General features: G+C 50.2%; 20 protein-coding genes. 9 read left to right on the top strand and 11 right to left on the bottom strand.

Translation table 11 applies throughout. From position 1 onward, the window contains the following. The first annotated feature begins 14 nt into the window (after positions 1 to 14). Complete coding sequence (locus tag SH449x_RS20930) at positions 15 to 1,361, top strand: outer membrane protein assembly factor BamB family protein (RefSeq protein WP_482378025.1); 1,347 nt, start codon at positions 15 to 17, stop codon at positions 1,359 to 1,361. Between the two features lie 55 nt (positions 1,362 to 1,416). Here SH449x_RS20930 and SH449x_RS20925 read toward each other — a convergent pair whose 3' ends face one another. From SH449x_RS20925 to aroH, 3 genes are all read right to left on the bottom strand, one after another. Further along, entirely contained in the window at positions 1,417 to 1,845 is a 429-nt protein-coding gene (locus tag SH449x_RS20925; RefSeq protein WP_482378024.1) for a PilZ domain-containing protein, read from the bottom strand. Next, complete coding sequence (locus SH449x_RS20920) at positions 1,803 to 2,753, bottom strand: HD-GYP domain-containing protein (RefSeq protein WP_482378023.1); 951 nt, start codon at positions 2,751 to 2,753, stop codon at positions 1,803 to 1,805. Before SH449x_RS20920 ends, SH449x_RS20925 begins: the two co-directional genes overlap by 43 nt. A 221-nt stretch (positions 2,754 to 2,974) precedes the next feature. Next, on the bottom strand, positions 2,975 to 3,412 hold the full coding sequence (aroH, locus tag SH449x_RS20915; protein ID WP_482378022.1) for a chorismate mutase: 438 nt from the start codon (positions 3,410 to 3,412) through the stop codon (positions 2,975 to 2,977). Between the two features lie 99 nt (positions 3,413 to 3,511). On the opposite strand from aroH, the gene SH449x_RS20910 reads away from it, so the two are divergent. After that, complete coding sequence (locus SH449x_RS20910) at positions 3,512 to 4,993, top strand: sigma-54-dependent transcriptional regulator (protein WP_482378021.1); 1,482 nt, start codon at positions 3,512 to 3,514, stop codon at positions 4,991 to 4,993. A 41-nt stretch (positions 4,994 to 5,034) separates the two neighbouring features. Beyond that, complete coding sequence (locus SH449x_RS20905; RefSeq protein WP_482378020.1) at positions 5,035 to 6,645, top strand: arylsulfatase; 1,611 nt, start codon at positions 5,035 to 5,037, stop codon at positions 6,643 to 6,645. Positions 6,646 to 6,656: 11 nt separating this feature from the next. Here the strand turns inward: SH449x_RS20905 and SH449x_RS20900 are convergent, their stop codons facing one another. Together SH449x_RS20900 and SH449x_RS20895 are read right to left on the bottom strand one after the other, a co-directional pair. Continuing rightward, positions 6,657 to 7,565, bottom strand: coding sequence for an endonuclease/exonuclease/phosphatase family protein (locus tag SH449x_RS20900; RefSeq protein ID WP_482378019.1), 909 nt, complete (start codon positions 7,563 to 7,565; stop codon positions 6,657 to 6,659). 247 nt (positions 7,566 to 7,812) lie between these two features. Then, positions 7,813 to 10,665 (bottom strand): FAD-binding and (Fe-S)-binding domain-containing protein, encoded by a 2,853-nt coding sequence (locus tag SH449x_RS20895; RefSeq protein ID WP_482378018.1) that lies wholly within the window; start codon positions 10,663 to 10,665, stop codon positions 7,813 to 7,815. Between the two features lie 371 nt (positions 10,666 to 11,036). On the opposite strand from SH449x_RS20895, the gene SH449x_RS20890 reads away from it, so the two are divergent. Both SH449x_RS20890 and SH449x_RS20885 read left to right on the top strand, forming a co-directional pair. Further along, positions 11,037 to 11,570 carry a fasciclin domain-containing protein gene (locus tag SH449x_RS20890; RefSeq protein WP_482378017.1) on the top strand — a complete coding sequence of 178 codons (534 nt, stop codon included), beginning with the start codon at positions 11,037 to 11,039 and terminating at the stop codon, positions 11,568 to 11,570. 446 nt (positions 11,571 to 12,016) lie between these two features. Next, entirely contained in the window at positions 12,017 to 12,382 is a 366-nt protein-coding gene (locus SH449x_RS20885) for a hypothetical protein (protein ID WP_482378016.1), read from the top strand. 84 nt (positions 12,383 to 12,466) lie between these two features. Here SH449x_RS20885 and SH449x_RS20880 read toward each other — a convergent pair whose 3' ends face one another. Continuing rightward, entirely contained in the window at positions 12,467 to 13,138 is a 672-nt protein-coding gene (locus SH449x_RS20880; protein WP_482378015.1) for a carbonic anhydrase, read from the bottom strand. Positions 13,139 to 13,417: 279 nt separating this feature from the next. On the opposite strand from SH449x_RS20880, the gene SH449x_RS20875 reads away from it, so the two are divergent. From SH449x_RS20875 to SH449x_RS20865, 3 genes are all read left to right on the top strand, one after another. After that, positions 13,418 to 14,206, top strand: a complete 789-nt coding sequence (locus SH449x_RS20875) for a sensor histidine kinase (protein WP_482378014.1) — start codon at positions 13,418 to 13,420, stop codon at positions 14,204 to 14,206. Between the two features lie 23 nt (positions 14,207 to 14,229). Further along, positions 14,230 to 15,180: a bestrophin family protein gene (locus SH449x_RS20870; RefSeq protein ID WP_482378013.1), complete on the top strand. Its 951-nt coding sequence runs from the start codon at positions 14,230 to 14,232 to the stop codon at positions 15,178 to 15,180. A gap of 89 nt (positions 15,181 to 15,269) precedes the next feature. Further along, entirely contained in the window at positions 15,270 to 16,508 is a 1,239-nt protein-coding gene (locus tag SH449x_RS20865; protein WP_482378012.1) for a putative sensor domain DACNV-containing protein, read from the top strand. 20 nt (positions 16,509 to 16,528) lie between these two features. On the opposite strand, the gene SH449x_RS20860 is transcribed toward SH449x_RS20865, so the two are convergent. From SH449x_RS20860 to SH449x_RS20840, 5 genes are all read right to left on the bottom strand, one after another. Beyond that, a complete protein-coding gene (locus SH449x_RS20860) occupies positions 16,529 to 17,620 on the bottom strand; it encodes an AI-2E family transporter (protein WP_482378011.1) in 1,092 nt (363 codons plus the stop codon). 38 nt (positions 17,621 to 17,658) lie between these two features. Then, positions 17,659 to 18,201, bottom strand: a complete 543-nt coding sequence (locus SH449x_RS20855) for a hypothetical protein (RefSeq protein ID WP_482378010.1) — start codon at positions 18,199 to 18,201, stop codon at positions 17,659 to 17,661. 5 nt (positions 18,202 to 18,206) lie between these two features. Next, positions 18,207 to 18,602 (bottom strand): phage holin family protein, encoded by a 396-nt coding sequence (locus tag SH449x_RS20850; protein ID WP_482378009.1) that lies wholly within the window; start codon positions 18,600 to 18,602, stop codon positions 18,207 to 18,209. 5 nt (positions 18,603 to 18,607) lie between these two features. Further along, positions 18,608 to 19,030 (bottom strand): hypothetical protein, encoded by a 423-nt coding sequence (locus SH449x_RS20845; protein ID WP_482378008.1) that lies wholly within the window; start codon positions 19,028 to 19,030, stop codon positions 18,608 to 18,610. Positions 19,031 to 19,513: 483 nt separating this feature from the next. Continuing rightward, positions 19,514 to 20,494, bottom strand: a complete 981-nt coding sequence (locus tag SH449x_RS20840; RefSeq protein ID WP_482378007.1) for an SMP-30/gluconolactonase/LRE family protein — start codon at positions 20,492 to 20,494, stop codon at positions 19,514 to 19,516. 38 nt (positions 20,495 to 20,532) lie between these two features. Here SH449x_RS20840 and SH449x_RS20835 point away from each other — a divergent pair, with 38 nt between their 5' ends. Beyond that, positions 20,533 to 21,921, top strand: coding sequence for an outer membrane protein assembly factor BamB family protein (locus SH449x_RS20835; protein ID WP_482378006.1), 1,389 nt, complete (start codon positions 20,533 to 20,535; stop codon positions 21,919 to 21,921). Position 21,922 lies beyond the last annotated feature (1 nt).

Raw genomic sequence — 21,922 nt, 5'->3', positions numbered from 1 at the left:
CGAGAATCCGCCGCATGTTTGCTACTAGAGTTGTCGCCTTTGCCGTTTCAATATTGACCGCAGCCAGCGTGTGCGATGCCCAGGAACAATGGCTCTCGTTCCGTGGCCCAGGAGCTCGAGGGATAAGCCAAGACGATTCGTTACCGCTGGAGTGGAACTCCACCAGCAATGTTATTTGGAAAAAGGAAATCCCAGGGCGAGGCTGGTCCTCACCGATCGTTGTTGGAAACCGCGTGATTCTAGCCACCGTGGTCAACTCATCGGTGAGCGAAGAAGCCAAAAAGGGGCTCTATTTCGGTGGAGATCGTTCTAAACCGTCTCAGTCGAGCCATCGCTGGGTTGTGGTATGTCTCAACGCCGAGACGGGTGAGCTTGATTGGGAACGAACAGTGAAAGAGGGAGTGCCAGAATTCCCGATCCACATCAAGAATAGTTACGCCTCGGAGACTCCCGTGTCTGATGGCAAACGACTTTACGTCTACTTCGGGAATGTGGGGCTCTTTTGTTTTGATCTCGAGGGGAACGAGCTCTGGAGCAAAGCTTTCGAGAGTAACCCGATGCGAGCTGGCTGGGGGACCGCTGCCTCACCAGTTGTGCACGAGGACCGCATTTACATTGTTAACGACAACGAGAAAGATTCGTACCTCCTCGCGATAGACTCGGCGACCGGTCAAGAGGTATGGCGCCGAGAACGAGATGAAAAAAGCAACTGGTCCACGCCGTTCGTCTGGACTAATTCGCTAAGGACTGAGATTGTTACGGCCGGTACTAATGGCGTTCGGTCCTATGATTTGTCAGGAAACGAACTATGGTCGATCAAAGGAATGTCGAGCATCACCATTGCGACTCCCTATGCGATTGACGATCTACTCATTGTAAGTTCTGGATACGTATTGGATTCCAAACGCCCCATTTATGCCATTCGCCCCGGCGGATCGGGGGATATCAGTGTCACTGGAGAATTAAGCTCCAGTGAATTCGTGGTATGGTCATTACCAAGATCAGCCCCCTACAATCCGTCGACCGTCGTCATGAAAGATAAACTCTTCGTTCTGTATGATCGCGGAACTATTGCAGGCTTCGGTGCAAAGGATGGTTCAAAGCTGATTTCAGACATGCGAATACCGGATGGCCGGGCTTTCACTGCGTCACCTTGGGTCGTCGGAAACAAGTTGTTTTGTTTGAATGAGGACGGCGTCACCTTTGTTTACGAAATCGGCGAAACTGGAGACACGCTAGAATTGCTTGGGACCAACCCTTTAGAGTCGGATGACATGGCTTTGGCAACTCCGGCCATCGCAAATGGTCGCCTTTACCTGCGGACCGACAAGCGGATTTACTGTATAGCGTTTCCTGAGTAATTACGCCCGAATCAGAAGCGTTCATTCTTACCGTTTGATCAACAAGTTAAGATTCTTAGAGAAACGCTTCGAGACATGGTTGATTCTTCGAGATGATCTCACCTCCTGATTCGTAGCAATTCTCTCCAAGCTTTCTGCATCGAACTATTTTGATCTTCAACCAGAAGGTAGGCAAAACCAATCGGATGATCTCCGTTGGAAAAAGCTGTATTGAAGAGAGGAATCCACACCCTCCTTTGGAAAAATCTGCTGTATAGATTGGGATCTCACCACGCTGTCGATTCATTGCTGGCAGCGAAGATTCAACGTAACCGACACAGCGAGTCCTGGCACGCATCCGAATATGCTTGCGTTCCTCGTGATCTGAGGACTGAGAGTCCCCTCTGACGGAGAAAAAATCAGCCAGTCGATTCGGTAATTGAAGCGTCCCATCAACACGATTTAAGACTTCGTCAAGTTTTTCTTTGTAAGCTTCGTCCAGCATGAGACGATCTCTCCGTCAAAAGTATTTCCGATTCCACGCTCTAGGATTGAGAGTGCAGAACTAGTAGGCATTGGCTTTCTATAAGGTCGGTAGCTCGTAAGTGCTTCATAGACGTCTGCAACGGAGCATAACTTGGCCCAAGGATGAATCTCGTCCTCCCCGATACCAACGGGATACCCGCTCCCGTCAAGTTTCTCGTGATGTTGGTAGACCATCATGAGTTGGCCCAGTGAAAGGTTTGGCTGCTCAGCGAGTCGCACAAAACCCTGCGTAGGATGTTTTTTGATGATCCTAAACTCTCGGTCGGTCAACTTGTCAGGCTTATTCAAAATCTCGATGTCGATATCCAGTTTGCCCAAGTCATGTAATAACGCACCTCTCACGATCTCTTCGACGTCAACCTTAGAGTATCCCAACGCGTCAGCTAGAACCCCTGCGTAGCAAGAGACGTTCGTGGAATGCGTAAACGTTCCATAGTCGTGACTAAGTACCGGTAGGATGTCGCGGAGGGTGATGTCCTCATTGCAGATCAGGTCCGCAGTAACGGCGCTTAGGGACTTCGTTACCGAACAAATCTTCTCCACTTCATTTGTGGCCATTGCGGCTTCCATGGCATCCCTCACAATCCCCGCGACCGCTGCGATTCGAATCGGTGGAGGAACCTCAACCTTGCCAAACGCGATTTCTGTCAGTCTTTCCCGGATTTCTGCCTTCGCAGAACTATCGACGTAGAGCCAGAGAACTCCTCGGGATTTTAGACGTTCAAGATCCTGGTTGCTTAGAGGCAAGCCTGCTTCACGATAGAGCACCAAGGCGTCGTCTTGGTCTTTAACGTATAGCGTCAAGCCCTCGACAGTCTCTGGCGTAACCGTAGAAATATTCAATGCGAGTAAATCTTGAGTAGGCATGCCGGGCATGATTAGGGCTGTTGGGTCAGGCTGTATTCGGAGATTCTCGGCATGAGACTCGATCGAATGAATTTGGCAAAATACTCGTATGATCGTGAGAATCCGATAAGTCTTACGCCGAGAATAGGGGAATGCAAATAAATATCGAGATTTATTATTGATTTAAAAGATGTCGGGGGCACGCAAGTACTCCCAAATCATTCCTTTAGGCCGCTCCTTTGCTATTTTTTAGGTTCCACCTGCTCGGAGATCCATTGCTCTAGCTCCTGCCAGTCGACAGGAGGGAGCTTGCAAAGATCAGGTCGTAGCTGCACGGCATCGTGAATGTAAACGTGCTGAATGTCCTTTTGCGATTTGGTGGTGTTCCAATGCAACAAAATCCGGACGCACATCCCCAGAGACGATGCGACCTGAACCTCGTAACCACACAGCAGCGGCACCTCCAGCCAGCCAAGTTGCCTGGCGGCTAGTGCGGGAAACTCGGCATCTAGATCACGGGTCACGGTGAAAATGGCACTCGCTACGTCAGCCGGAGCAATCTCGTTTCTCCGGATCATCAATGCCAAAAGTTGGCGCGTCCCCTTCAAAATGGCTTCTTTCGTGTTGGATTCCACCGTTGTGGCACCTCGAACACCCCGGCAAACCAGTTGTCCCGACATGGATGGTCCTTTTCAAAACGCTGTATTTAATCACAATTCGACTGTTGACTGAAAAGATCAAAGTACATCGTTTCCCTCCAACTGCAAAGTCACGTTGATATGACAACGGAATATCCATCCAACGAATCCTCCGATTCGCAGGCAGGACAGGATTCGCTCGACCCGAAACAATTCGCGATTCTCGTTGTAGATAACGATCCGGCCCACGCTCAAGCCATGACGGAAAGCCTCGAGAAAACCGGCTATCGTTGTACCGTCGCCACCTGCGGCCCCGAAGGAAAACGCCAACTGGAACAAAATACGTTCGATGTCGTCGTCACCGATTTGGTCATGAACGACTTCGATGGAATGCAAATCCTCGACCTTTCGCGACAATTGCTCCCCGAAAGCTTGGCCATTATGGTGACCGGCCATGCGACCGTCACCAAAGCAGTGGAAGCGATGCAGTTGGGAGCGTTCAACTTTCTCGAGAAACCAATCACTCCGAACAAGCTGCGAGCGATCGTCGGCAAAGCAGTTGAATCGGTACAACTGAAGCAAACGAACCTGGAGCTTCGCAAGCGTCTCGATGAAAAATTCGGCTTCGAGGGGATCGTTTACGCTGGCCCTCAAATGCAAGGCCTCATCGATCGACTCAAGCGTATCGCTCCGACCGATGTCACGGTTTTGATCACTGGCGAAAGTGGCACGGGTAAAGAGCTTATCGCACGGGCTATTCACCAAAATAGCCCTCGCAAAGCGAAACGCATGGTGGCATTGAACGTCCGGGCGGTTTCAGAGAACCTCGTCGAAAGCGAACTCTTCGGCCACGTTAGAGGCTCCTTTACCGATGCCGTAACCGATCGTGAAGGTGCGTTCCAGTACGCCGACGGCGGCACCCTGTTCATGGACGAGGTGGGTGATATGCCGATGAGTACTCAGATCAAACTGCTACGCGTTCTCGAAGAAAGCCAGATTACGCGAGTCGGAGACAATCGACCTATCAAGGTGAACGTTCGCCTAGTCTCCGCAACCAATCGCCCACTCGAAGCGATGATCGAGGATGGTAGTTTTCGAAACGATCTTTTCTATCGCCTCAAAGTGGTCACCGTGCACCTGCCTCCACTGAGAGAACGTCGGGATGATATTATTCCACTCATGGACCATTTTCGAAAGACGTTCGTTCGCAAACATAACCATGCACCGTGTAACTTTACCACGGCTGTAACCAAGAAGTTCTTCAGTTACGATTGGCCCGGGAATATCCGACAGCTTCGAAACTTTGTCGAAACGATGGTCGTGCTTGATATGGACGGCAAATTGGATATCGATGACCTGCCGCCAGAACTGAGCGATGGTAATGGACCTTCTCAATCGGAAATCGATACCGCAGTGGCTGTGGCCCAGCCCGCCAGCCTGGTTTCCCTGACCGGAGTTTCGCCTGTCGATCTGATTGGCAAGTCGATGGATGAAATCGAACGCTGGGCTATAGAAGAAACTCTGAGAATCACCGCCGGAAATCGGGATGAAGCTGCTAAAATTCTTGGCATCGGCGCTCGAACCTTGTATCGTAAGTTGGATAAGTATAAATCGGACGGCTAGTACGCTGTCTATCCCACCTCCTTTCACGCTCCCTTAAGCATATGAAATTCCAGTCGGTTCTCCGCCAGGTGGCCATGGGGCTACTCGTTGTCTGCATCTTTGCGTCAAGCTATTCTTATGCTTCGGAGCAGCCTAATGTTCTGATCATCATGGCCGATGATATGGGATTCTCCGATTTGGGATGCTACGGTGGAGAGATTGAAACTCCCAATCTAGATCGACTCGCTGCCAACGGCCTGCGTTACACCCAGTTCTACAACACGGCACGCTGCTGGCCGTCACGAGCCGCCTTGCTTTCAGGCTATTACGCCCAACAAGTTCGACGAGACAATCTGCCCGGTGTTGGTGGTGGCGCAGTGGGTGTTCGACCGGCTTGGGCAAAGCTGCTGCCAGCCTATTTGAAACAAGCCAACTATCGGTGCTATCACAGTGGCAAGTGGCATGTCGACGGGCCGGTTCTCGCTTCCGGCTTTGATGCTTCACTCGATATGCGGAACCAAGGGAATTACTTTTCGAGCAAAGGGAACCTCTTGAATGATAAGCCCATCCCCAACCGTTCAGAGGAGCCCAACTACTACGCTACTAACGCGACGGCGGATCACGCGATAAGTTGCTTGAAAGAACATGCCATCGAGCATTCCGATCGCCCCTTCTTTCAGTATGTGGCGTTTATTGCTCCTCACTTTCCGCTTCATGCACCGCCCGAAGCGATTGCGAAGTATGCTGATCGCTACCGCATGGGTTGGGATACCATGCGCAACGAGCGTTTTGAAAGGATGAAACAACTCGGTATCACCAACACGACCCTCTCTCCGTTAGAGCTCGAGATCGGTCCTCCTTATCCACGTCCCAAGGATTTAGAGTTTCTGGGTGAAGGAGAACTGAATACTCCTGCGGCATGGGAAAGCTTAACGGAGTCGCAAAAGGAATTTCAGGCGACCAAGATGGCCATTCACGCGGCTATGGTCGACACCATGGATGTTGCTATCGGTCGCATCATCGAACAACTCCAAGCCATGAATGCCCTCGAGAATACACTCATTATTTTCTGCTCAGATAACGGAGCCACTGCCGAGATCATGATTCGCGATGGCGGGCATGACCCGGCTGCTCCCGTGGGAAGCGCTGCAACCTACCTATGCCTCGGCCCTGGTTTTTCCAGCGCCTGTAACACCCCTTTTCGCCGTCATAAGACCTGGGTTCATGAGGGAGGCATCAGCACCCCGTTCATTGTGCACTGGCCTGCCAAGGTTACCGCACAAGGTGATCTCCGCACCACGCCCGCCCACTTCATTGATGTCTTACCAACTCTTATCGAGCTAACGGGAATCGATCCAGCAAAGGTGAACGAGCAGAATGATGCGCCGGAGAAGATTCCCGCCCTTCCAGGCAAAAGTCTTGTGCCTAGCTTTGTAGACAATACACCGATCGAACGAAATTCGATTTGGTGGTTGCATGAAGGCAACCGAGCCTTGCGAGTCGGTGACTGGAAGCTGGTTGCTGCTAAGGGAGATGCCTGGGAACTATACGACCTGAGTACAGATCGTGCCGAACAAAACAACCTCGCGGATCGCTACTCCGACACGGTTCGCGAAATGGCAGATCTTTGGCAGTCGCAAACCGATCAGTTCATCGCGAATTTGAAAGAGTAGATTCGTCGCGGCTATTGGAACTTTACGATAGCTTGAACAGGTTGGTGATCGCTGCCAAAGAGTCCGGCCGGAGTCCTAGGGTCCAGAATTTGGCTCGAAACAGACCCAACGCCACGGGCCAAGAAAATAAAATCGATGCGATGACGTTCGATCGCTTTGAATGCGTTCCAAGTGCCGGCTGGTTGCCCCTCTTCTGGTTTGTATCCAGCGAGCGTATCAACCCAAAGATCTTCGCTTTCCTGAGTAATCACAGCGTAAGGCAGGTCGCTCGGGTCGCAATTGAAATCGCCCGTTAGAATCGCTGGCAGATCGGGAAAGAGTGCCTTGGATTTATCAACAATAATACGTGCGCTTTCTTGCCTGGACTTCTTTCCCACGTGATCAAAGTGCGTGTTGATGTGCAAATAGTCTTTTCCTGTCTGCTTATCCTTAAGAACAACCCAAGACACCATGCGGGTAATAGCAGCGTCCCAATCCTTGCTACCAGGTACATCGGGAGTTTTGCTAAGCCAGAAATGACCAGAGTCTCCTTTTTCGAATCGATCTTTCTTAAAGAAAATGGGAACGTACTCGCCGCGCGTCTTGCCGTCATCACGACCGACTCCCACGAAATCGTAATCAGGAAGCATGCGTTCGAGATCGTCGAGTTGGGACTTTAGTACTTCCTGCAAGCCCGCGACGTCGTGCTTTCGCACGACAGCAGCGACGGTGTCGGCACGATGCGGCCATGCGTTTTTGCCGTCCGATTCGGTATACAAACGGATGTTATAAGAAACGACGGACCATGATTCGTTGATGGCAGCGCCATCATTTTGCGCGATGGCAACGCTGGGAAGCGGCGATAGGAACAGGCAGCAAGCAGCTACTGCCAATAGCTTGGTCAACGACGCAGAAGCCAGGCAACGGAGGGAGAGACTCATAGTTAGGCATCCTCGAAGTTTTGGGAAATGTTATGACGGCGTAATGATTGGCCTCGATCTTAACAAGGGGCGGCTACAATTTTAGCTAAATTTGGTGCGTTTTGGCGATTTTTGCGCAACGATAACAGAGTTGCTTCACGGGCCAGTTTGGCAAGAATGCCCCTCATGCTCAACGATTTCGAACTTCCAGCAGATTCAAGGATGCCAGAAGATTTGAAGAGCAGAATGTGACTACGGGATTCCATTCCTACACTGAAATAATCTGTTGGTCTGCCTGAATCTGCTGGAGAACCCGGTCTTGTGAAATATCCTCTCGAGTGCATTCCTCGAGCAGGTGAAAAATGGATCGCCATGGTCTTTGACTGCTGGTCGATAAGCTAATCGCGCACGATCTCGCGTTGGTATAACCAACCTTGCAACTTGCGGAATCCATCGATTGCTCGACAGTCGAGCCCGCGCTCTTGACGAGTCCCGGAAATGCAAAGCCACGGTCCCCTCCCATGCCGCAGCATTTACCCTCAAGGGGCTGAATCACTTCCGTACTGCACGCACTAGTAACCTGAAGCAATGGAGCATCCAAACCACTCTTTTCATTGGAACATACTGAATGGATCGCGATGGGAGCTAACTTGCGATGCACAGTAAGCCTAGGTAGCAACGCGGCAGCCAGTTCGACGGAGTCCAAAATCGGAATTTGTTCGAGGCGAGCTTTGCGAACGGGATCAAGATACTTGAAGCCACTTCTCAAAAACGACGTGCAAGAACCTAGATCGACCACCACCGGACGCGTCCCTTGCCGACTCCACTCCCAAATTGCATCGAGCAATTCCGATTGCTTGTCGACTGCTGGCTGCAAGAATCCTTTCGAGGCAAAGGCTTGGCCACAACACTTGCCACTGGACTGAACAGGTATATGCACCGTAGTCCCTGCACGATGACACACCTTGAGCAACGCGGCAGCCGTTCCATCCAGCATCCTCGACATGCAACTAGGCCAATAAATCCACTCGGCAATCTCAAAATCTGCCAACAACGCTCGGTCGATCGATTCGCAGTTTTCCCCTAAGGCTTTATGCCATTGAGGAAACCCGGGTGCGATTTTTCCTAACACCTTCGTCGTAGCTGTTAGCGCTCGGTGCCCGGCCATGGCGTCCGCCGTCCGGCCTAACACCATCGCGGTCTTGATCAATCGCTCCGCCCATCCGAAACGTAATGCTAGTTTGCCAGCAATCTTCTTTTGAAAGGGGGAGCGTTGAACCTCCCGCAGATTCTTGACGAGCTCTCCGGTGTTGATCGCGACCGGACAATCAATCGCACACAATCCGTCAGTCGCACAGGTGTCCAAGCCCGCAAACTGATACTCGAGATCCAGCTGCTTCGCTAAGTCCGATTGACCCGTTTTCTCGAAGCGCTCCCGTGCACGACGCAGTACGATTCGCTGCCGAGGTGAGAGGGTAAAATCGCGACTTGGGCATCTGGGCTCGCAAGCCCCGCATTCAATACACTTGTCCGCCACCTCTTCAATGACCGGCAGCTCCTTGATGTTTTCCAGGTGTATTTTAGGATTCGATGACAGAATCACATCGGGATTAAGAAGTCCATCTGGATCGATTGCGTCTTTGAGTCGTCGCATGATCGAAACCGCTTCTGGGCCCCATTCCGTTTCTACATAGGGAGCAATATTTCGACCGGTTCCGTGTTCTGCCTTGAGAGCTCCATCGTACTTGTTCACAACCAGATGCACCATGGCATCCATAAACCGGCTGTATTTGTCGTTGTCTTTTTGCGTAGCCATGGCTTGCGATATGACGAAATGCAAGTTCCCGTCCTTCGCATGGCCAAAGATGATTCCGTTTGCGTATTCATGGGCCTCGAACAGCGATTGCAAATCGACGATTGCATCCCCTAATCGCTCCACTGGTAATGTGACATCTTCGAGAATGGCCGATTCGCCGCGGGCTCGTACAGCAGCTACGGCCGGGTACATCCCCTTGCGAAGCTTCCAAATGTTGGCTTGCTCTTTCTTGTCAAAAGTGAACAGTGGCGAGTCGAGCGATTTCATCTTGGGAACGCAATGAGCCTGAAAACTTCCGATCCGATCCCGAAGCTCTTCCGTGTTCGAACCATGAAACTCGAACAATAATCCCATCAAGGATTGATGTTTGTCCAGCTCCGAACCAAGCCCCCGGGGTACCCCTTCGAGATGGCGTATGGATTCCAGCGAAGCCCGATCCATGAACTCCACGGCATCGCAGTTCAAGCTGATAAGGTCGGGGATATTGTTGCAAGCCGAATGCGCATCCGCGAAAAAGGTCAGTGACGTGGCTTTGTAGGGCAAATCCTCGATCGTTCGTAAAACCGCTTCGGAGATGAAAGCCAAGGTCCCTTCGCCACCAATCAGCAAGTGAGCCAGTATGTCGAGAGGCCGCTCGTAGTCGACAAAAGCATTCAGCGAATATCCAACCGTGTTCTTCTGCTGATACTTTTCTCGGATTCGCGCAAGCAAATTCGAATTGCCTGAGATCTCAGTCCTTAAGCCTGACAGGATGGTAGAAAGCTGACTCTTTTGCTCCTCAAAGCGATCGTGCTCGCCGGGAAGCGATGTATCCCAGACCGTACCGTCAGCCAGAATGAAGCGAATGGATTCGAGGGTGTGATAAGCATTGTTGGCGACGCCGCAGCACATCCCGCTCGAGTTGTTCGACAGGATGCCTCCCATCATGGCAGACTGGATGGAGGACGGGTCGGGGCCGATCTTCCTGCCGAATGCTCGCAGCTTAGCGTTGACCAAAGCACCGATGGCCCCACCCTGGACTTTGACCCGCGAGCCGTTGTTCAATGGCTCTACAAGCCTCCAATGCCTACCAATGTCCACGAGCCAGCCGTCGGTGATCGATTGACCGGACAAGCTCGTGCCGCCAGCCCGAAAGGTGACGGGAATTCGACGTCGTCGCGATTCCTTGAGCAATTCGATCACTTCCGGTTCTGACCGAGGTTGCATGACCGCTTGTGGAATCAGTAGATAATGCCCTGCGTCGTTGGCAAACGCGTAGCGTTGCCAAAGCTCAGTCAGCGTGTCTTGGCAGGGGGAATGTATCATTTTCGTTGTATCTATCGGAGTGGTAGAGGCAGGATTGTGAGGAGGGGCATTGAAGTCTATTGTAGTTGAGAATCCACCACATTGGGCAGGGGCCAAAACATTAGGTCGATTAACGTTCATGGTGAAACATGCTTCATTGGCATGATGTGAGGTGCTAGTGATCTGGCACGATTCCCTAGTTCCGTTTAGTGCATTGCTCGATGCGCTCTATTCGCGTACCCCGCTATCCTAATTATGAGACCATCCGATCTTTCGGTCGGAGCGTGCTGAGAGCGAATCGCACCGGTAGAGCTTTGTCCGCGGCAATGCCTTACGCAACGAGCGGCTCTCACGCGTCGAGTCACAATTACTGCTACATAGGAACCGAAAAAATGAAACGTATGAAATCGACTTTAGCGCTGGCTGCATGTCTTGGACTAATCACGTTTGGGACGGGATTTTCACAGGACTTGAAAAAAACGCAATCCAGCTCAACTAAATCCAACAAGGAAACAATGGATATTGTGGAGACAGCCATTGGGGCTGGAAAGTTCAAAACGCTCGTGACGGCCCTAAAGGCTGCTGACCTAGTTAAAACACTGAAGGGTAAGGGACCATTCACCGTTTTCGCCCCCAACGACGAAGCATTTGCAAAACTTCCCGAGGGAACACTTGATGAATTGCTCAAGCCAGAAAACCAGAAGAAGCTAACCGGTATTCTTACATACCATGTTGTCTCTCAGGAGTTGATGGCCGCAGATGTCTCGAAACTAAAAAAGATCAAAACGGTGGAAGGCCGCGAGATAACCGTTGAAGTCAAGGATGGCAAAGTGATGTTGAATAAATCGACTGTTGTGGGCACCGATATTAAGTGTACGAACGGAGTCATACATATCATTGACATCGTTTTGCTCCCAAAGGAATAACGCTCTTTCCAGTCGAGGAAACGCGACGCTTTATCGACGGATAGGAAGCCCGACGTACCTTAAAATTCAGGTGCAAAAGCGATGCGTAATCAACGCCACCCATAGATGCAATTGGCTCAAGAGAGGGTGAAGAGGCTATATTCACCCTCCCTTGAATTTAGGAGCAGCCAGTTGAGGAACGATAACGTGGATTTCAAGAAAAATTGTAGAAAGGCGTGGAAGGCTTGTTCTAGGTTTCTTCGTCATACGGCTAGACGCTCAAGTTAGATCAGTGATCACCACCAAGGTACGGTGGGAATCATCCCTCAATGCTACAGAAACTAAAAAATGTACCAAGGATCATCTGTTCCTTTACAAAGCAGAAACAAAAAAATGATGATCGTTCGACATGCTTACCTAGGTTGGTAAGATTAATCGGTGACGATCTCTACCAAAGGAATTACAAAATGCTTAAGAAAATTCTACTACTCACTACGTTAATAGTAACAGTGTGCTATTACAGTCCTACTTCGCAAGCTCAATACGGCGGGGTCCAGCTTCGTATCGGTAGCTATGGACCCAGCAGTCAATTCGGAGGTTTTGGGAACAACTACTATAACGGTTTCAATTATGGCTATGGCAATAGCTATCGCTACGGAAACGGTAACCAGTTTGGTTATGGGAACTACCGACAGCCGGGTGCCGTGTATCTGAATCGGGGAAATTATGGCAATTTCCGTTATAGTTCATACCCGTCAATGTCTTACGGTTACGGAATGCCCCGCAACTTTTCGTCCCCTTCGCGACGTTATTTTGATCGACGCTACCGCTGAACCGATTAAGGAATTACTTCTTGTAAAGCCGGAACGAAAAATGTCCGGCTTATGGTTTAAATAAAAGCGAAGAGATCTACTTCGTCATATTGAATAATCTGGTTGCCTTTGGGCTGTGTTTGAATCTTCGGGAACTTGATAGTCGGCTAGCTTCGTAAACTCACCGATGACCACATCATAGGCAAAGACCTCACCTGTTTCAATAACATAGTACCAAGCGTGTATTTGCAGATCACCACGTACTAACCGTGAGCCGACCGCGGGTAAAGTTCGAAGGTTCTCGATTTGCACCAGTACATTTTCTTGAATCGCTGCCTTTAGGAGAGCCTCTCCCCGTAGCAGACTGTAGTTGTCCTGCATGATTCTGCGTGTCATTTCTGCATAGGTCAACCAGGATGATACGGCTGGGAGTAACTGCACGAGCTTGGGATCTAAAAGACCGCGTATGGCTCCACAATTCGAATGACCGCACACGATGATGTCCCTCACTCCTAAGACACTTACCGCAAACTCGATTGTCGCGGCCTCGCCGCTAACGCCTGCTCCGTGTGGAGGAATTATGTTCCCTGCGTTGCGAAGTATAAATAAGTTTCCGGGTTCTGAGTGGGTCAACAGATTCGGGTCGATTCGAGAATCAGAGCAAGTGACAAAAAGGGTTTCCGGATGCTGGCCATCTGCTAGGCTTTCGAAAAGCTTTTGTAGGAGCAGAAAATTTCCAGCTTGGAATTGATGAATTCCGTCGATTAATTCTTGCATGCTTATAACGCCTTGTGATGCGAAGCGGTTCTGATCGATTCTTTAAAGTCTTCTTGCTCTCTATACTCGCGTGTCTAGCCTCTATAATCAATCGAGAGTGCTTGTGAAGGAAGGTAGCGAAAACCGCCAAAACGAATGTGCGAATCAGCAGCATGGTGAAAGTCACTAGGCAAAATAGGTAACTGACGCGATATTAGTCGAAGCAAATCTCTAGATAATCGAGCGCTGGCGAACGAGAGTGATCCGATCGGGCAATACATACGACAAGGATTTGATGCTATGAATAGGGATGAAAAAGGCCATCAATTTACTAACGTACTTGGGCAAGAGATTAGGAGTTCTATAACGGCGATTCGCGGTGCTCTAGATGAATGGAGAGCTCGCTCCCCATCAACGCTGGATGATCTAAGGCATGTTATCGAAAGGCAATTGAGGCTTCTAACTCTTTTGAGTGAGGATCTTTTAAGTGATGAGCTTTCTTTGGGCAATGATATTTCTTTTCATTCGTCAACTGTATTCCTGAAAGGAATTCTGGCTGCCACCGTCGAAAATGTCCGTCCACTCATAGAGAACAGGACACAGAGACTCAACCATAGCCATATCGACGAGAGTCTGGCGATTCACGGAGACCGCGACAGATTGATTCAAGCATTCTCCAAGCTATTGCATAATGCGTCAAAGTTTACGCCTATCGGCGGAGCCATTTTTGTTTCTGTACATACCGAAGGACGGTATGCAATCGTTGGTATCCGTGATACAGGACAAGGCATCTCTCATAATGAGTTGGACTCCATTTTCGAAAGTGAATTGACACCAGACGGATGTCGCTCGGTTGACCGTGACGGCTTCAATGTCGGTCTAATCCTTGTCAAAGCAATCATTGCTTCACATGGCGGATCGATAGCTGCAGAGAGCAATGGGTCGGGACTTGGTAGTGAGTTCACCATCAAACTTCCTCTCATTGGTAGGTTCTCCAATTCCGTTTCCCAATCGATAGGTTCGCATGGAGAGCTTTCCGGCAGCAATGATTCGCAGAGCAAAACAACGTCAGAAGCCTACGTCAAATAACATAGATCGAATGCGCAACAGAAATGAGAAGTTACCAAACCCGCAAGGGATTCTGGCGGGAAGCGATCGCTGTTCAGGGATCGGTCACGGTGCAGATCATTCCGTCTATCATTTCCTTTGGTTTACTTGCGAGTATAGTTTGTTGGGGGGCTTGGTTCACACGGCGTTTTTTCGGGATAGCTTTCGCTCCCGACATCAGCCCATTTGGATTTGTTGGGGCCGTCTTGGGGATTCTTCTGGTTATCCGATTGAACGCAGGATATGACCGATGGTGGGAGGCACGCAATTTGTGGGGTGGGATCGTTAATCAATCACGCAATCTTGGAATTAGCGCGATTACCTATGGACCGCATGACCTTGCATGGCAAAATGCACTGATACGCTGGATAGCCATTTTTCCACACGTGGCTCGGCATAGTCTTCGAGGTGAGCCTCCGTCTACCGGGTTGACGCAACTGATAGGCGATTGTGAAGTAAAACAGTTAGCCGCAGCGAATCATATGCCTAGTTTTGTTGCATGGAGAATTGGGTTGCTACTTCGTGAGGCCACAGAACAATTGGGTATGAACGGATTCTCGTTTATGCAAATCGACAGGCAAAAGGCAATGTTAATGGACCATATAGGAGCGTGCGAGCGAATCTTAGCGACTCCGCTCCCGAGGATTTATTCCATCACGATCCGTCGTTTCATCCTTTTGTTCTTGGTTATGCTACCGCTGGGACTTATTCAACAGGCAGGAGCGGCGTGGCATACCCCGGTCATCACCATGCTCGTTGCGTATCCCCTGCTGACGCTCGATCAGATTGGCGTGGAACTCGAAAACCCATTCTCGTCCAATAGCCTTAGTCATTTGCCGCTTGATGACATCTCGGCAAACATCGAAAGGAACCTGCTTGCAGTATTGACCCTAGAGCAGACGAAAAGCATTGAAAAGACTTCAGCAAAGATAATCGAGACAGCAGAACAGCAGTAAGAACCCACGAACGCTATCGGCGTTTCAATGTCTCGTAGAAGGAGGCTTGGCGACGAGATTAATCACATTAGCGACTGTAATGACGAAGAATGAGCGAATTTGCCTTTCCTGCACAATTACTTGCAAAACTCCACACCTATTGGGAGGTGAATCCGTCTTCCGCACGTTCCGTTTTGCCTGACGATACGACCTCGCTACGGTTACTGGAGATTTGTTACCACGCTTCGCTCCGCACAGCCGAACTCCGAGTGACCCGATGTGTTCTGGCGTATACGCCTGCGGAAGCTTTAGCTCACAAGTCCTTACTGCGATTCGAGTATCCAGCAACGTTAACCCCCAGCGAGCTAGTACGACTGGCTCCCGTCACAGAACAGCACCGTACGTTGATCGGATGTTACTACATTGATGGGGAGCTCAAAATTTGGGGATTGTTCGAACACGGTCATGCTTGGCTGGGAGAGGCCCTGGACAGCTTATCGGGCGCTCCTGCGACAAATGATGCTCTGCCGCAGGTTTGTCTAACTATTTCGATTGAAGGACCGGGAACATTAAGTGTCGCTCACGGAGTCAAAGAAGTCGTAAGACTACGGGAAGGAAAAATTATCCCCCCTCATAAACACCCATTGCGTCAATTAGATGAGCCATTGGGGAGATTCTTTGAGACGCTGCTGGACAGTTCGCTGAACACAGCTTCCGATGACCGAAGCAAATCGGATTCTTCAATCGGCCCACGAGAGGCAATGCTGGACACTTACATTATGGTGATTGCAAGAATTCTGGAGCGTATTCGCTCGGAAAGGCACGGCGGCAGCCTCGTCATTTCGGCCTCGCCACTCAACGAATTACAGGCCTATCACACCTACGCCGTTGCCGAACATGTTGCTCTACTAGATGATATTTTGAGCTACTGCGATGCACTAAAGTGTCTTCAGGAAGCTTCGAAATCACTTGGTAGTCATGCCGATGAGGTGGCGAAGTATAAGGCCGAGACATTCGTAAGGTTGACGGGCCAAAGTCTCAACCGAGGTATTAGTCGAGTAAGCCTTTTGGCCGCAATTGACGGCGCTGTTTTACTCGATGGAAAATTATGCGTGGAGGGCTTCGGCGTTCGATTCCCCGTCTTGTTACCCCCCGGTGCGACGATTCTTGATGCGATCACTGGGATTGCATATCCATGCGAACAATGGGGGCTACGCCATCAGTCTATCTACTCGGTGTGTCAGCAGTGCGAAGAGGCGGTCGGGTTCGTTGTTTCTCAAGACGGAAGCGTCAAGGGGGTTAAGTATGTAAACGGAATGCTGCATTTCTGGGATGGCATATTGGATTGATACAACCGACTCATCGAAAACTAAAACATGTTACTCGATTTACCATGTACCAATTTTGGGTCTGGCATGCTGATTTCCAATAGAACTTGGGTAACCGTCAGAATAATCGGGCCTAGCAAGACTCCGCTAGGGCCAAAGAGCAGCATTCCACCCACCACGGAAATAAAAACTAGTACGGTGTGCGTTTTGAGTCGTTTGCCAACCAAGGTGGGACGAAGCAGATTATCTACAACTACCAGCACAAAGACTCCTGAAGCCACCAACAAAGCAGCTTTCCCCCACTCACCTCCCATCACCAAAAAAATCGCTGCGGGGCCCCAAACGATGAAGGCACCTACGAGCGGGGCTAGTGCGAGACACGCCATGATCAATCCCCAAAGAAATGGCGCAGGTAAATCGAGCAACCAAAACGTGACTCCTAGCACTATCCCTTGGATGGCCGCAACGACGAAACTGCCATAGACGGTTACTGTGATGGTATCGTTAACACGCTGACACATGGTGTTCATCTGCGCTGCCGTCAGTGGTAACAGTTTACTCAATGTCTTCAAAACAAATTCCCTGTCTCGTAAAAGGAAAAAGAGCAGGTAAAAAGTAAGGCCGAAATCGATTAGCTGATAAACGGAATCCCTTACCAAAAGCATGGTTGCACCACTCGTCGAAGCGGCTAGCATTTTTGCGATGGCAGATAAATCCATGAGATTCTCGAACCGCTTCAGAACTGCCGCATGTTCACTGTACGAAGAGACGACCTCTCGCCACTCGCCAGACTGAATCTTCTCTTCAATGAGGATAGCCCCATTTGAAGCTTGAACCAGGAGTTGTTGGATCGCGAGGGAAGCAGGGATAACCACCACGATACCGAGCACAGTGGTAAACACTAGCGAACAAAGTCCTGGATGACCGATCTTCGCCTCAAGCCATTTTTGGCCTGGAGTGGCTAAAACCGATAATCCAACTGCCCAGGCCACAGGGGCTAAGAATGGCAACGCAATCCGATAACATAGATACGTTCCCAGCAGAGTTGATAGCAGAAAAAATGCTGTATGAAGGTGGCTGGGAGATGCCCAATCGGCATCTGCTTTGACGGACTCGTTATTGGTTGAGTTCATAACCTCTGCAGTGGCCGATATAAAGCAGAATAATGGTCTTACTTCGACCCTTCATCTTGCTTTTTGGAGAAGTGATCAATCACGATGGGAACGGTTCGAGCAAGAACCTCTTCAATGATTCGAACCGTAGCATTTAGTGCTAACGATCGAGCTTGGGTGGCGGTCGATTGCCTAGAGCCCAAATCGTAGGCGGCGGACAATGCGGTAAGGCTGGCAGTGGAATCATGCTGAGTGTTAGCATCATCCGGATTCATTGAATCTAATGACGCAATCCCGAGCAGACCTGAATCACGATGAGGTTGGGGCTTTGCTCTACGACACCTCGTTCCGCCAGTAATATATCCTGCGGCGACTGCTCCGACTAAGCACCACCATGGATGCAGTTCAAAATGCTTTTTAACATTCAAAGCATTGGAGAACGAGTGTACTGCGCTTTCCACTGCTCCCGCAGTCGATTGAAACTTTGTTCCCGTCGATTCAATCGTTTCTGTAAGTTGTTCCTCCAGGATTTGCAGCTTTGAAAAAAGCTGCGCCTTGGTTTCTTCCAATTTTCGACGAAGCTCTTGTTGATTGTTGTCCATTACTATCATTCCTTCAGTAGGGCCTGCGGCGATATGAGAGCGCATTTTCGGAATCGATCCATGCCAAGAAAGCATAATCCGAGTCCAGTTAACGCCATCCCTGATGCGATGATGGCGAAACAAGCCCACAGGGGTAAGCCTTCCATAGAATTCTTGGCAGGAGAGGTCATCCGATGCAATAAGTGGACCAAGCTCATTGACGAAAGAATCGCGAATAAACCGAGCAAGCATCCACCGAGTGCCATCAAGGAAAGTGCGAAAAGCCGCTTCTTGAGCTCACCGTGAACTTTGGCCCGAGCAAGCTCAAGTTGTAACTCGCCAACGACCTGTAAGTCGTAGACGATCTTCCCGACAAGGGAGGCCGGGTACCGTTCTATAGGCTTGGTAGTGGCTTCCGTCATCGTTTCTATTTTCTAAACATGCGCGATACGATCCAGCCTAGGCCAATCGATACAACGATTGTTGGAATTGGGTTGCGTTGAATCACTTTGGTGAGATCTTTGCCAATCCCGCTCAGCTTGGATGACTCTAAATATTCTCCTCCCTCAGAAATGGTATGAGCCACTGATTGAGATACGTTCCCTAGAATTCCTGAATGTGGTGTGGCATGGCTTAGCTGCTCACCTAAACGCTGTACCCCACGGCCGGCGCTAGATGCCAAACAATCTGCATCCTCTGCAAGATTCTCCGCAACTTGGCTAGCCATGTTTCCTACAGCAGAAGCAGCAGATTGGGACGTGCGGCCTATCGATCCCGCAGTCTCCTTGGCTTTCGCCGCTGCGTCCTTGGTGTCACGATCGATCTTAGATAGCAAGTCTGAATTGGACATAGTCTCATTCCATTTGATTAAAGTTTTCTTCGTCAGTTAGCGAACAGCATCGAGTATCGTTACCCGTGCTCCGCTAATGCACGTCGTCTGTCAAGATTGTAAAGACTGTCCAGAACGAATCGATCGGATCTTATGCCATCTTGTATATGGAGGATTTCATTAGTCCGATTTTAGGGGACATGCTATAGAGTGGGCAGGCGCACGCTGATAGGATCGTACTGCGACGCGGAAACCGCTGCGATCGTTTGATTCGATTGCGACGATAAGAATCCAAGTTTCAAAAAAGTACGAGGGCTAGGATGAGCAAACTATTGCGAGGATTGGTAGCTGGGGCCGGTGCCTGGAAATTGGGGGGCGGTTGCCTGTCTACCTTTGTGATTTTTGTCCTGCTCTGGTGGCTGTTGGGTGGAATAAGCATCTTCCGTTAGGATCATGCCTATCCACTAATGTTTTCGTTTCCGTACGTATTTACGAAAATCGACTCTATTCATTCGCCAAACCGCTGTGCTTGACGCGGATCTTGAATAGAGAATCCGAAGCGGTGATGAAAAGGGTTTTGCGATCCTCGCCACCTAGACACACGTTCGCGGTCCACCCCTTGCCTGTCGGGATAACCTGAACTCGCTCGCCAGCTTCGTTGAAAACACTTACTCCCTCGCTATTGGTGATGTAGAGATGCCCTGCACTATCCAGAGTCATGCCATCTGAGGGATGCGAACAGAACAAAGTTCGATCGAGCAAAGTCCCATCTTTGGCGATGTTGTAGCGGTAGATCTTGCTATCTCCGATATCCGCCACATACAAAATTCGCTTGCGAGCATCCCCAACAATACCGTTAGGTTGTTTGTAGGCATCATCGACGCACGTGATGTTTTCCCCATCCGGATCCACTCTATAGACAGAACGACTCTTCTGAGGAGCTTGTTTGTGAGTCCACCACGGCCTTTGGTAGTATGGGTCCGTGAAATAGAGAAATCCAGTCGAGTCAATCCATACATCGTTCGGGCCGTTAAGTTTGTTTCCTTCGAAATCCTTGAAGAGCACCTTGTAAGAACCATCCAGATTGATAGCCCACATTTCATTCTTCTCGTCAGCGCAGGCGATCAAAGTGTCGTCTTTGGTAAAGAACAGTCCGTTTGAGCGACCCGATGGCTTGAGGAACTCGGTGACATTCCCTTCCAAATCCACTTTCATGATCCGATCGTTCGGCTGGTCGGTGAAATACACGTTCCCTTTGGAATCGACCGCAGGCCCCTCAGTGAATTTGAAACCATCGGCCACCAGTTCCACTTTAGCGTCCGCTTGCTCGGTGACGTGGTTTTGTGCGGTGGCAATCGAGCTGCCCAGGGGCCCGAATCCCAAACTGACCCCGAATCCCAAACTCACAGAGAGAATCCCGGCAATAACCATCGTGCAACAATTCGCCGGCTTGCGTACAATCGTCTCAAATAGTTTGTTCTTCACGGAAATATCCTTCGTATTGAGAGCTTAGAAGTCCACCAATGAAGTCCCCATTATACGTACTGCGAAATTCTCTGCTTAGCCGGAACGTGTTTTCCGCTCCAGGTTTTGGGCTTTCCCATCGATTCGCCCCCCTTTCATTAGGAGCTGCTCTGTCAGTGAGTGCAGTACTGGCAATCAGTGCTGTACTGGCAATCAGTGCTGTACTGGCATTGCCGGGCTCCATGGCTCAAGCGGATTGGCCAGAGTTTCGCGGAAATTCTCAAGACGGAACCGTTTCGAATTTAGCACTGCCGGTGAAATGGAGCGAATCCGAAAACGTCCGCTGGTATCAACCAACCAAGGGACTGGGCTGGTCCTCCCCCATCATCGTGGGTGAAAAAATCTACCTCACGACGGCGGTTAGCCCTAACTCATCAGATGATGCCTCACTAGGTGGCCCTAAACTGCTGAAGCTCGTGTGCTTGGATGCTAAGTCAGGAAAGCTCCTTTTCGAAAGGACGATCTTTGATCAAACTGCAGACGCTCCCTCCATTCATAACAAAAATTCCCATGCCAGCCCAACACCTTTGCATTACGAAGGCAAGCTCTACTTGCATTTCGGGCACCAAGGGACCGCCTGCACCGACATGCAGGGAGAAATCATCTGGGCCAATCGCGAGCATGAATACCCCCCCACGCACGGAAACGGTGGTTCGCCGATCATCGTGGATGATATGTTAATCGTGACATGTGACGGTGGTTCAAAGCCCTACACGCTCGCTCTCGACCTGCAAACCGGACAAGATCGTTGGAAGACGCTGCGAGGTATCTCGTCCGATCGACCTTTCTCGTTCTGCACGCCCCAAAAAATTGTTGTGAATGGCCAGACGCAAATCATCTCGCCTGGTTCCGATATCGTGCAAAGCTTGGATCCGAAAGATGGCAGCGTCATTTGGTTCGCCAACTACCAAGGCTTCTCGGTCGTGCCGCGTCCGGTTTATCACGAAGGACTCGTCTTCCTCAGCACCGGCTTTATGAGACCGAATCTCTTGGCCATTGATCCGTCGGGACAAGGGGACGTAACCAAATCGCATGTGAAGTGGTCGTATCGAGGCTCCGTTCCGAACACTCCATCGTTCGTCCCCTACCGTGATCAAATCATCTTGGTTAGCGACGAGGGGGTCGCAGCGGCAGTGGACATCAAAACGGGTAAGGAGGTTTGGAGAAAAAGGGTTGGCGGTAATTTTTCGGCTTCGGTCGTTGTGGTGGGAGATAATCTCTATCTTCAAAGTGAGGGGGGCGAAGCTGTCGTCTACAAACTAGGAGATGAACCGGAGGAAATTTCGCGAAACAGTTTGCCTGGCCGAATCTTCGCAACCTATGCCGTTCATGAAAACGATTGGATCATAAGGACCGAGTCAGGGGTTTATCGTATTGGCAACCTCTAAG

The sequence above is a fragment of the Brakhagea baltica genome, assembly GCF_052161605.1.
Lineage (GTDB): Bacteria > Planctomycetota > Planctomycetia > Pirellulales > Pirellulaceae > JBKCUI01.
This window is presented reverse-complemented; position numbering and strand designations above follow the sequence as displayed.

Excerpts from the sequence above, each read along its gene's own strand:
- SH449x_RS20920 (WP_482378023.1), bottom strand. The coding sequence starts at position 2,753 with ATGCCTACTCAAGATTTACTCGCATTGAATATTTCTACGGTTACGCCA.
- SH449x_RS20860 (WP_482378011.1), bottom strand. The coding sequence starts at position 17,620 with ATGAACTCAACCAATAACGAGTCCGTCAAAGCAGATGCCGATTGGGCA.
- SH449x_RS20900 (WP_482378019.1), bottom strand. The coding sequence starts at position 7,565 with ATGAGTCTCTCCCTCCGTTGCCTGGCTTCTGCGTCGTTGACCAAGCTA.
- SH449x_RS20910 (WP_482378021.1), top strand. The coding sequence starts at position 3,512 with ATGACAACGGAATATCCATCCAACGAATCCTCCGATTCGCAGGCAGGA.
- SH449x_RS20835 (WP_482378006.1), top strand. The coding sequence starts at position 20,533 with ATGAAGTCCCCATTATACGTACTGCGAAATTCTCTGCTTAGCCGGAAC.
- SH449x_RS20895 (WP_482378018.1), bottom strand. The coding sequence starts at position 10,665 with ATGATACATTCCCCCTGCCAAGACACGCTGACTGAGCTTTGGCAACGC.
- SH449x_RS20865 (WP_482378012.1), top strand. The coding sequence starts at position 15,270 with ATGAGCGAATTTGCCTTTCCTGCACAATTACTTGCAAAACTCCACACC.
- SH449x_RS20880 (WP_482378015.1), bottom strand. The coding sequence starts at position 13,138 with ATGCAAGAATTAATCGACGGAATTCATCAATTCCAAGCTGGAAATTTT.
- aroH (WP_482378022.1), bottom strand. The coding sequence starts at position 3,412 with ATGTCGGGACAACTGGTTTGCCGGGGTGTTCGAGGTGCCACAACGGTG.
- SH449x_RS20870 (WP_482378013.1), top strand. The coding sequence starts at position 14,230 with ATGAGAAGTTACCAAACCCGCAAGGGATTCTGGCGGGAAGCGATCGCT.
- SH449x_RS20850 (WP_482378009.1), bottom strand. The coding sequence starts at position 18,602 with ATGACGGAAGCCACTACCAAGCCTATAGAACGGTACCCGGCCTCCCTT.
- SH449x_RS20930 (WP_482378025.1), top strand. The coding sequence starts at position 15 with ATGTTTGCTACTAGAGTTGTCGCCTTTGCCGTTTCAATATTGACCGCA.
- SH449x_RS20875 (WP_482378014.1), top strand. The coding sequence starts at position 13,418 with ATGAATAGGGATGAAAAAGGCCATCAATTTACTAACGTACTTGGGCAA.
- SH449x_RS20890 (WP_482378017.1), top strand. The coding sequence starts at position 11,037 with ATGAAACGTATGAAATCGACTTTAGCGCTGGCTGCATGTCTTGGACTA.
- SH449x_RS20925 (WP_482378024.1), bottom strand. The coding sequence starts at position 1,845 with ATGCTGGACGAAGCTTACAAAGAAAAACTTGACGAAGTCTTAAATCGT.
- SH449x_RS20845 (WP_482378008.1), bottom strand. The coding sequence starts at position 19,030 with ATGTCCAATTCAGACTTGCTATCTAAGATCGATCGTGACACCAAGGAC.
- SH449x_RS20885 (WP_482378016.1), top strand. The coding sequence starts at position 12,017 with ATGCTTAAGAAAATTCTACTACTCACTACGTTAATAGTAACAGTGTGC.
- SH449x_RS20905 (WP_482378020.1), top strand. The coding sequence starts at position 5,035 with ATGAAATTCCAGTCGGTTCTCCGCCAGGTGGCCATGGGGCTACTCGTT.
- SH449x_RS20855 (WP_482378010.1), bottom strand. The coding sequence starts at position 18,201 with ATGGACAACAATCAACAAGAGCTTCGTCGAAAATTGGAAGAAACCAAG.